The sequence below is a fragment of the Auritidibacter ignavus genome (genome assembly GCF_029853775.1).
Lineage (GTDB): Bacteria > Actinomycetota > Actinomycetes > Actinomycetales > Micrococcaceae > Auritidibacter > Auritidibacter ignavus.
Genome location: NZ_CP122564.1, coordinates 851,536 through 863,877 on the forward strand (window position 1 = coordinate 851,536; position 12,342 = coordinate 863,877).

At 58.6% G+C, this 12,342-nt stretch carries 10 protein-coding genes; 7 read left to right on the forward strand and 3 right to left on the reverse strand.

The genetic code is table 11. The annotated features are described in order from the left end of the window. Positions 1 to 103: 103 nt before the first annotated feature. Positions 104 to 1,498, reverse strand: coding sequence for a DNA polymerase IV (gene dinB, locus QDX22_RS03755; RefSeq protein WP_279718034.1), 1,395 nt, complete (start codon positions 1,496 to 1,498; stop codon positions 104 to 106). On the opposite strand from dinB, the gene QDX22_RS03760 reads away from it, so the two are divergent. Continuing rightward, positions 1,483 to 2,583 (forward strand): polyprenyl synthetase family protein, encoded by a 1,101-nt coding sequence (locus QDX22_RS03760; RefSeq protein WP_279718035.1) that lies wholly within the window; start codon positions 1,483 to 1,485, stop codon positions 2,581 to 2,583. The genes dinB and QDX22_RS03760 overlap by 16 nt on opposite strands. A 29-nt stretch (positions 2,584 to 2,612) precedes the next feature. On the opposite strand, the gene QDX22_RS03765 is transcribed toward QDX22_RS03760, so the two are convergent. Beyond that, the gene (locus tag QDX22_RS03765; protein ID WP_279718036.1) at positions 2,613 to 2,984 is read right to left on the reverse strand and encodes an Rv2175c family DNA-binding protein; all 372 of its coding nucleotides are present in this window, start codon (positions 2,982 to 2,984) and stop codon (positions 2,613 to 2,615) included. Positions 2,985 to 3,237: 253 nt separating this feature from the next. Here QDX22_RS03765 and QDX22_RS03770 point away from each other — a divergent pair, with 253 nt between their 5' ends. After that, positions 3,238 to 4,869, forward strand: a complete 1,632-nt coding sequence (locus QDX22_RS03770) for a lytic transglycosylase domain-containing protein (protein WP_279718037.1) — start codon at positions 3,238 to 3,240, stop codon at positions 4,867 to 4,869. 69 nt (positions 4,870 to 4,938) lie between these two features. Further along, positions 4,939 to 6,462: a protein kinase domain-containing protein gene (locus tag QDX22_RS03775; RefSeq protein ID WP_279718038.1), complete on the forward strand. Its 1,524-nt coding sequence runs from the start codon at positions 4,939 to 4,941 to the stop codon at positions 6,460 to 6,462. An 11-nt stretch (positions 6,463 to 6,473) separates the two neighbouring features. Here QDX22_RS03775 and QDX22_RS03780 read toward each other — a convergent pair whose 3' ends face one another. Further along, a complete protein-coding gene (locus QDX22_RS03780; RefSeq protein ID WP_110122831.1) occupies positions 6,474 to 7,883 on the reverse strand; it encodes a class II 3-deoxy-7-phosphoheptulonate synthase in 1,410 nt (469 codons plus the stop codon). Positions 7,884 to 7,976: 93 nt separating this feature from the next. Between QDX22_RS03780 and QDX22_RS03785 the strand changes: the two genes are divergently transcribed. The 4 genes from QDX22_RS03785 to QDX22_RS03800 all read left to right on the forward strand — a co-directional run bounded on the left by QDX22_RS03785 (position 7,977) and on the right by QDX22_RS03800 (position 12,342). Beyond that, positions 7,977 to 8,846 carry an alpha/beta hydrolase gene (locus tag QDX22_RS03785; RefSeq protein ID WP_279718039.1) on the forward strand — a complete coding sequence of 290 codons (870 nt, stop codon included), beginning with the start codon at positions 7,977 to 7,979 and terminating at the stop codon, positions 8,844 to 8,846. Next, positions 8,839 to 9,294 carry a hypothetical protein gene (locus tag QDX22_RS03790; protein WP_279674021.1) on the forward strand — a complete coding sequence of 152 codons (456 nt, stop codon included), beginning with the start codon at positions 8,839 to 8,841 and terminating at the stop codon, positions 9,292 to 9,294. The genes QDX22_RS03785 and QDX22_RS03790 overlap by 8 nt, the downstream gene beginning before the upstream one ends. A gap of 160 nt (positions 9,295 to 9,454) precedes the next feature. Further along, positions 9,455 to 11,275 (forward strand): AMP-dependent synthetase/ligase, encoded by a 1,821-nt coding sequence (locus QDX22_RS03795; protein WP_279674022.1) that lies wholly within the window; start codon positions 9,455 to 9,457, stop codon positions 11,273 to 11,275. A 98-nt stretch (positions 11,276 to 11,373) separates the two neighbouring features. Beyond that, on the forward strand, positions 11,374 to 12,342 hold the full coding sequence (locus tag QDX22_RS03800) for an IS481 family transposase (protein WP_279718040.1): 969 nt from the start codon (positions 11,374 to 11,376) through the stop codon (positions 12,340 to 12,342).

Genomic DNA, 12,342 nt, shown 5'->3' on the forward strand with positions numbered 1-12,342 from the left:
ACATCAACCCGGAAAATGCGCTTCGACCACTGTCCTTGTACCTATAGTAAGTCTTATAGCTGGAAGAACGCCAAAAAAGCAGAAATACTTCCCGAGGCCTTGATCACTCGGAATCTTCACCGATTCGTTCTTGTCGGTGATGTTTAAGTAACGTAGCTGGTTTCAGCCCAGCATCAGGGAATTTGGTGTGGATTTCGTCCATCACAGCATCGGTTCTAGCCAGAGACTCCCCGGAGTTTCCGCGGTCAGACGGCTGTGAGTCTTCACTGACGTGCCAGGAAAACAAAGCCTCCTGTACGGTGGCGGTTTCGTCGCTTGTCTCAAGGGAATCGGCATCGATCAGGCGTTCCCCACGCACCCCTAGGAGGCGCAATGGGTGCCACCGTTGTTGCATCAGCTCAGCCAAGAGCTCCTCGGCGACCGTAACGATCTGTGCACCCGAGGCGGTGGGGTGCCTCAGTCCCCGGGACTTATTGCGAGTGGCGCGGTGGTCATCTTTGACCTTCACCACAATACCTCGAGCCTGGGCGCCTTCGCTCCGCAGACGGCGAGCGCATTCATAACTGAGATCGAGCAGATATCGGTGCACTTGCTCAGCGGAGACCAGGTCCTGATCAAAGCTATGCTCGACGCCGACTGATTTCGAGTCGCGTTGTGGCACCACCGGTCGCGGATCAATACCACGGGCCAACTGGACGAGATCGGGACCGACCACCCCCAGCCACCGACGCATTCGTTGCGGGTCCTGAGTTGCCAGATCACCAACCGTGAGGATATTGGCACTCTGGAACCGTTCGAAGAGTTTCGGCCCAACGCCCCAAATGACATTCACCGGCAGAGGGGCGAGGTATTCGGCTGTTTGTATTGCCGGGACCACACCTAACCCATCGGGTTTTGACCGGGTGGACGCAATCTTGGCCACGGATTTGTTCATCGCGACCCCGACGGTAGCTGCCAAACCTGTTCTCTCACGCACTGCCTCCTTGACCTGCACTGCGATCTCTGCCGGAGGACCGAGGCGTCTACGCGCTCCTGAAATATCGAGGAAAGCTTCATCAATAGAGAGCCGTTCCACCAACGGGGTGAAAGAGGTCCAGATCTCAGTTAGTTGAGCCGAAATGGCCGTGTACTTCTCCCGGTGTGGTTCCAGGACCTCCACCTGAGGGTACAGAGCTTGAGCGTGTGCGAGGGGCATCGCTGATTTGATGCCATATGCACGAGCCTCATAGGAAGCCGAGGTCACCACCGATCGAGGGCCATGGTGCGCCACCACAGCGGGTTTGCCTGCCAATTCGGGGCGTTGCAATAACTCCACTGACAAAAAGAACGCGTCCATATCAATATGCAAAATGGTGGAATCCCAGCTGGGGTCTTGCTGTTGATTCCTGTCTGTCTGCGCGCCCATGTCTCCACTGTAGTCACATGGCAGGTAGCGTGGGAGCAGAGCGCCGCCGACCACGTTGGCATCAAGGTAGGAGTATCGTGTCGTCCCAAGCATCCTCATCCGCCGGCAGAACTGCCGAACAGTTTCGTACCAAGCTTGCCTCCTATCTGGACACGTTTCTTCAGCAGTACCGTGACCGGGCTGAGCAGATGTCCGAACAAGCGGTTGACCTGGTCGATGAAATCTCCCGTTTGTGCTCCGGCGGTAAACGCGTTCGCGGTTTGCTCGCTTGGTATGGCTGGCGAGCTGCTGGGGGCTCAGCAACCGATCACCGCATCGTTGAAGCAGCGGCAGCATTGGAACTTTTTCAGGCTGCTGCCCTGATTCACGATGACATTGTGGACCGCTCCGATACCCGTCGCGGTGGCCCCTCGGTCCATAAATCTTTTGAGGCCTTGCACAGCATCAAAGGTTGGACTCAGGATGGCTCTCACTTTGGCGTAGCCGCCGCGATTCTGGCCGGAGATCTGGCCCTGTCGGCCAGTGAAGAGTGCTTTAGCGCCGTGGCGGATGCCACCCCGTATGCAGCAACCGCCACCTCGGCATTTCAAATGATGCGCTTCGAAGTGATGACCGGGCAGTATCTGGATCTCGTCTCGGAAGTAGATGTATCCGCTATTTCTGCTGAAGCAATGTTGCAAAGGGCTCGCACTGTGCTACGCCATAAATCAGCCCACTACACCACCGTGTGGCCGTTTGAAATCGGTGCTATTCTCGCTGGGGCCGATGAAAATACCCTGAAAAAACTACGACGTTTTTCCACCCCCCTTGGCATTGCCTTCCAGCTTCAGGACGATATTCTCGGCGTCTTTGGCGATCCCGAACTGACCGGAAAACCCGCGGGAGATGATCTTCGGGAAGGCAAGCGGACCGAGTTGGTCGCTCACGCGCTGTTATCCCTGGACGCCGCCGGCCGAGAAACGTTGACCTCAGCTTTAGGGACCGAGGACCTCAATGATGTCTCGGTGGCTGAGATTCAAGATCTTCTCAAAGACTCAGGTGCCCTGCAACGTGTGACAACGGAGGTCTCACAGCTCGGTTCGGAAGCGCTAACCAACCTGAATAATCTCAGCCTCGATGATCGCACCCGATCCGAGATCATCGATCTGACCCAACGGCTCCTGCACCGCAAGAGCTGACCTGTCAGCGCTACTGTCCTGTGAGTCAGTTACCAGGCCAACGCCTGTGCGCGACGCCGGATTTCAGCCTTCTGTCCAGCGCGCAACGCATCAATAGGACGACCCGGAAGCGACTCGTCCTCGGTAAACAACCAGCGCACGATGCCTTCGTCATCAAACCCTGAATCCGACAGCACGATAATGGTCCCTTTGAGCGAGCCTAATAAACCTCGGTCGTCGAAGAACTGCGCCGGCACGCTCCGCACGTTATTCTCTCCGCGACGCAGAGCGATCAGACGGCGGTCACGAATCATGTTGTGAACCTTGGTGACCACCACGCCCAAACGCTCTGCGACCTCTGGCAGGGTCATCCATTCCCCGACCAGGTGATCGAGATCTGATGTTTCTGCTTCTTGAGTCATGCCTTAAAACTATCGGATAACCATCAACTCACAATGCCCCATGTCACCCGGGAATCACACATTCTCCGGATTTCACGAACATTGCACGGCGTGTCGCTAAAAAAGTATCTCCCTCACTTCACATTAGCCCCATCAGTGTTGTAGGTTTACATAGGTAACATTTTCATCAACAACACCTTGTTGCTACTCCTGTCACAATGATCTCGGGAGAACTTCCCCTGGCTACAGGTGCCTGACGCAAGAGGATATATCTATGTCTCAGCGCGCATCCGGCGCCTCCCGGCTCTATACGACCGCCATCGCAGGGACCACGTTGCCCCTGGTCACTCTGGGGTCCGTGGCCGCAGCACATGCTGACGTTCCCACGGTCCAATTCGAACCAAAGACCGCGTCGCCAGCCAATATTGCCTCCGCACAGCAGATCATCACCAAGCGGGTCAGCGCTTCCCGAGGCACTGTGACCGAGCTCCCGGCCTCTCTGAGTTCAGCTAAAATCCCGGCCGGGCGTCAGTCTGAAAAGATTTACACCGTGAAACCTGGTGACACTCTTTCTCACATTGCCGCCCGGAACAACGTTTCGTTGTCTCACCTGCTACGCTGGAACCCGGACCTGAGCACGCGTTCTGTGATCTACCCGGGACAGAAAATCAAGCTCTCCGGCACCAGCACCGGCTCAAAGAAACCCTCACGTCCAGCAACCAACACAAAAACCACCTCCGGCAACGCAGGCTCATCACAGTCCTCGACCTATACCGTCAAACGAGGAGACACCCTCTCCGGCATCGCCGCCCGCCACGGAGTCTCACTCTCGACACTGCTCAACGCCAACGGACTGAAGACCAGCTCGATCATTTACCCGGGACAGAAGATCAAGCTCTCTGGCACCAGCACCGGCTCAAAGAAACCCTCACGTCCAGCAACCAACACAAAAACCACCTCCGGCAACGCAGGCTCATCACAGTCCTCGACCTATACCGTCAAACGAGGAGACACCCTCTCCGGGATCGCCGCCCGCCACGGAGTCTCACTCTCGACACTGCTCAACGCCAACGGACTGAAGACCAGCTCGATCATTTACCCGGGACAGAAGATCAAGCTCTCTGGCACCAACACCGGCTCAAAGAAACCCTCACGTCCAGCAACCAACACAAAAACCACCTCCGGCAACGCAGGCTCATCGAAGTCCTCGACCTATACCGTCAAACGAGGAGACACCCTCTCCGGCATCGCCGCCCGCCACGGAGTCTCACTCTCGACACTGCTCAACGCCAACGGACTAAAAGTCAGCTCCCCCATCTATCCGGGTCAGCAACTCAAGCTCTCCGGGTCATCAAAAGCAACCACCGGATCCGTCGGAACCGCAAGCGGGTCCACCAACTCGGGCTCCGGCCAGCCGAAGCAGTTGGTGGGTAATACGTTCTTGCACTACACCTACCCGGATCACGTGGTAGCGAATGCGAATGCGAATAAGCAGGCTCTACTCAATGCTCCAACCCCTTCCCGGGCGGAGGTGCAAGCGATGGTGCGTGACACCGCCATCCGCATGGGCGTCGATCCGAAACTCGCGTTGGCTCACGCCATGGCAGAGTCGAGTTTCGATGCCACCGCGGTCTCCCCGGCCAACGCTATTGGTGTGATGCAGGTGATTCCTTCCTCCGGTGAATGGGCATCCCAGATGGTTGGTCGGAAACTGAACTTATTAAATCCTCAGGACAATATCACTGCGGGGATCGCCATCATCCGCCACTTGCAACGGACTTCCAGTTCCCTGGACTTTGGCATTGCCTCCTACTATCAGGGACAGGCCGGGGTGCGGAAGAACGGTATGTACCCCGACACCAAGGACTATGTGAAGAAGGTCCGCGGTTACATGCAACGGTTCTAAGCCGGCTGAAAGCCACCCCGCTCGGCGCTGTCTCATCAACCATTAAGACTCAGCCATTATCCTGGTGGGGTGACGTCCTCAGCTCAAGACACTCTGATCGGGGTACTGGTCGACGACCGGTACCGGATTCTCGATCGACTAGCTCGTGGCGGGATGTCGACGGTCTACCGGGCCCTCGACACCCGCCTCGATCGCGAAGTTGCGCTGAAAGTCCTGTATCCGCACCTAGCCGAAGACCGTGCGTTAGTGGCTCGATTCGAACAAGAAGCCAAGACAGCTGCGAAACTTTCCCACCCCAACGTCGTCAACGTCTATGACCAAGGCGAGGGGCGCACTCCCACAGGAACTGTGGTCTACTTGGCCATGGAGTATGTCAGTGGTTTTACCCTGCGTACCGTAGCGACCCGTCAGGGCGCGCTGAAACCGGATACCGCGATGACATACCTCACCGCGATGGTCCGCGGTATTGCCGCTGCGCATCAAGCGGGACTGATTCACCGCGATATTAAGCCAGAGAACGTTTTGGTGTGTCCTGAAGATGGTCGCATCAAGGTGGCAGACTTTGGCCTGGCGCGCGCCGCCACACAACACACCGGCACCGGGGCCACGTTGATGGGTACGGTGGCCTATATTTCGCCCGAACTAGTTTCGGGGAAGAAAGCCGACCAGCGTTCCGATGTTTATGCCACCGGTATCGTTGCCTACGAGCTGCTGACCGGGCGTCAGCCTTTCGTCGGCGATACCGCCGTACAGGTAGCGTTCCAGCACGTCAATGCGCGAGTGCCATCGCCCGCCAATCTGGTTCCGGAGTTACCCGAATTGCTCGTCGACTTCGTGTTGGCATGTACGGAGCCAACCCCGCAAGACCGACCCCACGATGCCCTGGAAATGCTCACCATGCTCGATGCCGTCCAACAGTCGCTAGACGCTCTGGGGCATCCCGCGTTGAGTCCCCGACAGGTGGTGCAAGACTCGGCTGGAATTGTCCTGCCCACCCCACCGACAAGCCCGCCTTCACAACAGCAACCGACACCAGCTCATCCCACTAGGATGAGCCCGGAGGATGACGCTACCGCTGTGGTGGCTCCCGAAACCGACGCAACGGTTCCGGTAACCTCAGCACCGGTTTCAGCACACGACGACGATGCAACACAGCAACCACAGCATCCAAGTGCCACCACGCAACGGTGGGTTGCTGATTCTCCGGAGGTAATGCCTCCAGCAGACCGCACCACTATTTACGCGCAAGCCACTCCTCGACCGCCAGAGACGACCCCCTCGGCTGCCGCACCCCAATCACCCTCCATGGCCACGCCACGGCAACCCCGGCTCAAAGGCCGGGCACTGACACCCACACACCGACTGTCTCAGCCCGAACCACTGCGCGGGTTGATGATCAGCATTGTGATCGTGATGCTCGCAGCCGTTGCTTTACTCGTCGGCTGGATGCTGGCCGGACATTTATTCCTCAGCACTAATCTTGGTATTCCTGCCCTTTCAGCACAGGCCGAGGTTCCCGTACGGGCCGAGATGGACAGCATACCCCCGGAAACCTGGTGCAAGTTCTCGACGGTTTCCGAGGGCGATAACTGATTGATGGTGACTTAGTGGCGTGCGTCGTTTCGCGGGTGGGACAGAGCCTCGGAAACTAAAAACGCTAATTCCAGCGACTGCTGATGGTTCAGGCGCGGGTCACACAGGGTCTCATATCGATCAGCGAAGGCCGATTCGTCAATCGCGCCGGCACCGCCCAAGCATTCGGCGACATCGTCACCGGTCATTTCCACGTGCATACCGCCGGGGTGGGTGCCTAAGGCGTGGTGGACTTCGAAGAAGCCCCGCAACTCATCGACAACATCGTCAAAGCGACGGGTCTTGTATCCATTGGCTGCGGTCACCGTGTTGCCGTGCATCGGGTCGGTCACCCACAGCGGGGTGGCTCCCGAGTCACGAACGGCTTCGACCAACGGCGGGAGGTTCTCCCGAATCTTGGATGCGCCCATCCGGGAGATGAAGGTGATGCGTCCCGGCTCGCGCTCTGGGTCGAGCTTATCAAGTAGCTGTAGTGCGTCCTCAGGTGTGGTGTTCGGGCCTAGCTTGACCCCAATCGGGTTGCGCACCTTGGACAGGAACTCCACGTGAGCCCCGTCAATGTCGCGGGTGCGCTCCCCGACCCACAGGAAGTGTCCGGAGGTGGCGTAGGGCAGACCAGTACGTGAGTCCAACCTGGTCAGGGCACGTTCGTAATCCAGCAACAACGCTTCATGGGCAGCGAAGAATTCGGTGGTGCGTAGCGCCGTGAAATCCGCCCCGGCTGCGGCCATGAACCGCACGGCACGGTCGATTTCTCCGGCGAGTTCGTCGTAGCGAGCGTAGGCCGGGTTGGACATAAAACCTTTATTCCAGGCGTGCACAGCCCGTAGGTCGGCAAAACCTCCCTGGGTGAAAGCACGAATAAGGTTCAGGGTCGATGCCGAGGTGTGGTAGGCCTTGAGCATCCGTTCCGGATCATGGCGGCGGGCTTCTTCGGTGAATTCGAAGCCGTTGACGATCTCGCCGCGGAAACTGGGCAAGGTCACTCCATCACGGGTTTCGGTGTCCGAGGAACGGGGCTTAGCGAACTGGCCTGCCATCCGGCCCATTTTCACCACTGGCATGGACGCGCCGTAAGTCAGCACCACCGCCATCTGCAGTAGGGTTTTGACGCGATCGGAAATTTTATTCGCGGTGGCTCCGGCAAAGGTTTCGGCGCAGTCACCGCCTTGGAGCACGAAGGCGTCTCCGGCTGCGACGGTGGCCAACCGCGAGCGCAATACGTCAACCTCGCCGGCGAAAACGAGCGGAGGCACCACGGAAAGCTCATCAATCACGTGCTGTGCGAGCTCGGGGTCATACCACTCAGGAGCCTGTTTGATGGGCTTGGTCTGATAGTCGTCCAATCCTGGGTACTGTGCGGCACCTTCAGAGAAGGTGGTTCCGAACGGTTGCACTCCTGCTGTGGCATCAAAACTCATAGAATGAGTCTACGAAGTTGAGGACCGGTTGTCAGGTGCATGAATCTAAAAGACAAATCTCCCGAGAAGACCCCGGGGAGAAGGAGAGCAACCGTGACGAGTAACCCGCAGCAACAGCCCCTGGACCTGGTGGGCCGTCCTTCAGGGATGCTGGCCGAAACGAGCACCGGTGTCTCGATGACGGCGGTAATTTTCCACGGTTTTACGTCTGGCCCGGCCTCCATCGCTCCGTGGGCTTATGACTTGGCCGAACATGGCGTCAACGTGGTCGCTCCCTTACTTCCCGGACACGGGACGCAGTGGCAAGATCTTGCCCGCACCAGCGCCGAGGAGATTCGTGCCGCAGCGGCAACCACCGTCTTAGCGGTTCTCGACCGCCAGGGCCAGCAACGCCATGCCGGACACACCACCCGGCTAGTGGTGGGCGGACTATCCATGGGAGGCCTCCTGGCTCTAGATGCGGCCGCGCACCTGCCTGAAATCGACCGAGTATTTCTGGTCAATCCCGCGCTTGAACTTCACAGATGGACCAGCATCGCCGCATGGTTCACGCCGTTGCTGGCTCCTCTGGTGCCCACCATTGGCTCCATCGCTGACGATATAGCCGACCCATACGCGCTGTCTTCTGACACCGAGACACCGCTGTCAGAACATGCCTATCCGCGGACCCCGCTGGCTGCGGTCGAGCAACTCGCCCGTTTGATGCGCACCATACGTGGCGAGCTCTCAAAGATTTCCACCCCGGTGACCGTCTATCGTTCTACCGAAGATCAGCTGGTCTCAGATCGGTCCCTGTCGACCTTGCGTCGGCACATGGCAACAGAGCTTTTGGAGATCGTTCCACTACCCCATTCTCGTCACGTGGCGACACTGGACGCCGATGCTACGCTGATACACCAACACAGTCGCGCAACGCTATTACACGAACTCAGTCTGACCAGAGCCGGGAGAGCAGATGCCTGATCGTTCACCTGATGAGCCACACAGCGAGGAGCAACGGTGGCGGGACATCGTCTTAGAGCTCGGCGGGAGCGACACCCAGGCCACAGCGCCGGCTCCCGTCGACAGGACAGCTCACCAACACGGCGAAACCTCCACCACAGCAACGCCCCGCGGACCAAGGGATTACACTCTGGCCGAGGAACCCGATGACGATTTCGTCCCGGCGACACCCCGGCCGATTTTTTCTGGTTCTCCCCGTGCTGTGCTGTCCTGGGTCACCGTCATCGGTATCCCCCTGATCTTTTTCGTGCTCTGGGTACTACCCGGTGTGCAGCTATCGTGGTGGTTCACGACAGGACTGTGGCTCGCCTGGTTCGGGGCCGCGGTCAGTTTGTTTTATCTGTTACCGCGAGATCGATATAGTCGCCGAGACAGTGATGATGACTATGGGAGTGGAGCCAGGGTTTAAGTTACCGGCTTGTTTTTGGCTCCCTGACTTGCAGTGTAGGCGGAATCCGCCCCCTGCTGAGAGGTTACCCTTCTTTCGTAAATCCTGGGCATACGGACTAATATTGTGAGTTGATACACATCGCTCTAGCCACATTTTGGACAGCGCCAGGAGGATTTTTATGAAAGAAATCGTCACCGAATCAGCCAGGACCGTTGATCGGACGGAAAATATCACCGATTTGCTCGAGCACCAAGTGGTAGCGGATCGCAACCGCGCTCTTTTTGCTCGGCAAACTTCTCCTGGCGAATGGACCGACATTTCCTCTGCGACCTTCCAGGCCGAGGTGAAAGAACTCGCTCGGGCTCTGGCCGGCATCGGCATTGCACCTGGTGACCGAGTGGGCATCATGTCCGCCACCCGCTACGAATGGACGCTGGCCGATTTCGCCATCTGGTACGCCGGAGCGGTGACTGTCCCGATTTACGAAACCTCATCGCCGTCGCAGGTGGCCTGGATTCTGGAAGATTCCGGTATTAAAGCTGTGCTGGCAGAAAACGCCACTCACCAGCAGGTCGTCGAGCGAGCGGTGCGCCAAGAAAATCTCGACCCTCTAGTGGGCATCTGGCTCTTCGACGAAAACCTCGACGACCTGCGGGCTCACAGCCAAGAAGGCCCCGACGCCGAGGAAATGGAACGGCGTCGCAATATTGCCACACTGGAAGACCTAGCGACGGTAATTTACACCTCGGGCACCACCGGCAAACCGAAGGGGTGTGAACTCACGCACGGCAACTTCTCCGAACTCTCCCAGCAAGTCCTGTCCACAGAACTGGGCGACGTGGTGCGTCCGGGACACTCCACGGTGCTATTTATCCCCCTAGCTCACGTCTTCGCCCGTTTTATCGCGGTAATCGCTGTAGCCGGGGGCGCCCGGGTGGGACACACCGCCAATATCAAACAGCTGGTCCCAGATTTGCAGAGTTTCAAACCAGACTTCCTGTTGGCCGTGCCCCGGGTATTTGAGAAGGTCTACAACGCTGCGAAAATGAAGGCCGATGACTCCGGCCGTGGCAAGATCTTCGAAGCCGGCGCCCAGACCGCGGTGGATTATTCGACCGCTCTACAAGATGGCAAGGTACCCCTCGGCCTCAAGCTCAAGCACGCTCTGTTCGACAAACTTCTCTACAACAAGATCAAAGACGCCATGGGCGGTCGAGTGACCCACGCGGTCTCCGGAGGTGGCCCGCTTGGTGCCCGATTGGGGCACTTCTTCCGGGGTGTGGGGGTCACCATTCTAGAAGGCTACGGACTCACCGAGACCACCGCGCCGGTCACCGTCAACCTTCCCTCGGAACTGCGCATCGGTAGTGTGGGACGCCCCATCCCGGGTAACGCCATCAAGATTGCCGACGACGGTGAAGTACTGGCCAAGGGTGTCTCCGTGATGCGTGGCTACCGCAACCGTCCTGACCTGGCCGACAGCACCTTCACCGACGGCTGGTTTGCCACCGGGGATCTCGGCGAGCTAGATGAGGACGGGTACCTGTCCATCACCGGCCGGAAGAAAGAACTGATTGTCACCGCCGGTGGTAAGAACGTTTCGCCCTCACAGCTGGAAGACGTGTTACGTTCCGACGTGTTGATCTCTCAGGCCATCGTCATTGGCGATCAGCGTCCCTTCGTGGCCGCCCTCGTTACCATCGACGAAGAAACCGCCCCGGACTGGTTGCGTCAGCACAAGCTGGACCCGGAGATGTCAATCAAGGAAATGTCCCAGCATCCCGACATCATTGCCCACGTCCAGACACTGGTGGACAAGGCCAATGACACCGTGTCTCGGGCCGAATCAATCCGTGAGTTCCGCATTACCACCGAGGACTTCACCGTGGAGTCCGGACAGATGACCCCGTCGTTGAAGATCAAGCGTGAGGTCGTCACCCGCGACTACGAAAACCTGATCGAAGAGATCTATGCCAAGCCCAAGCCGAAAACCTCCTAGGTGTAGTTCCCCGGGAGGTTGTGAACACTCGCGGTAGGAAGAAGACCTCCGGTACAGATGGGGTTAGCACAACCTGCATCTGAAAACCGGAGGTCTTCATGTTCCACCCTAATGCACCGTTGACTCCTGAAGGCCGTCGTCGCCTTGCTGTGTTGATTGTTGAGCACGGCTGGACGATTCGTCGAGCGGCCGAACGCTTGCAAGTCTCACCGGCCACGGCCTCGAAGTGGGCCGCTCGCTATCGGGCCGGGGAGCCGCTGACGGATCGATCGTCGCGGCCGCATCGGTCACCCCATCGGTTGTCTGTTCGCAAGGAGCGGCGCATCATTGCGCTGCGGTTCACCCGCCGGCGGGGCCCGCATCGGATCAGTTATCACCTGGGTATCGCCCGCTCCACGGTGGGTCGGGTGCTGGCCCGATACCGGATGCCCCGGTTAGCGCACGTGGATCAGACCACCGGGCTGCCGGTGCTCACACCAGCCCCCATCCGTTATGAAAAATCGGCTCCCGGGCAACTCGTGCACGTGGATATCAAGAAACTGGGCCGAATCCCCGACGGCGGTGGCCATCGGAAACTCGGGGTCGCAGGCCGCAAAAACAACGGGTACGGCAACACGGGCCGCGGCTATGCGTTCTTACACCACGCCGTGGATGATCACCCGCGGCTGGCCTATTCTGAGATCCTGTCCGATGAGCGCAAAGAGACCGCCGCAGGGTTCTGGCAACGCGCCCAAGCATTCTTCGCCGATGCTGGGATCACCGTGCAGGCCGTGATGAATGATCATGGCGCCTGTTACCGCTCACGCCTGTTCAAGGCCAACCTTGGGGACACCGTCAAGCATCGCTTCACCAAACCCTACCGACCCCAAACCAATGGCAAAGTCGAACGCTTCAACCGCACCCTGGCCCAGGAATGGGCCTATGCCCAAACCTATTACAGTGACCAAGCCCACGCCGCAACCTACCCCGACTGGTTGCACTACTACAATCATCACCGACCCCACACCGGCATCGGCGGTCTCACCCCAGCTGAACGCGTTCACAACCTCGCGGGGAATTACACCTAA

Coding starts and splice junctions, on each gene's coding strand:
- dinB (WP_279718034.1), bottom strand. CDS start 1,498: ATGCTTGGGACGACACGATACTCCTACCTTGATGCCAACGTGGTCGGC.
- QDX22_RS03765 (WP_279718036.1), bottom strand. CDS start 2,984: ATGACTCAAGAAGCAGAAACATCAGATCTCGATCACCTGGTCGGGGAA.
- QDX22_RS03770 (WP_279718037.1), top strand. CDS start 3,238: ATGTCTCAGCGCGCATCCGGCGCCTCCCGGCTCTATACGACCGCCATC.
- QDX22_RS03780 (WP_110122831.1), bottom strand. CDS start 7,883: ATGAGTTTTGATGCCACAGCAGGAGTGCAACCGTTCGGAACCACCTTC.
- QDX22_RS03790 (WP_279674021.1), top strand. CDS start 8,839: ATGCCTGATCGTTCACCTGATGAGCCACACAGCGAGGAGCAACGGTGG.
- QDX22_RS03795 (WP_279674022.1), top strand. CDS start 9,455: ATGAAAGAAATCGTCACCGAATCAGCCAGGACCGTTGATCGGACGGAA.
- QDX22_RS03800 (WP_279718040.1), top strand. CDS start 11,374: ATGTTCCACCCTAATGCACCGTTGACTCCTGAAGGCCGTCGTCGCCTT.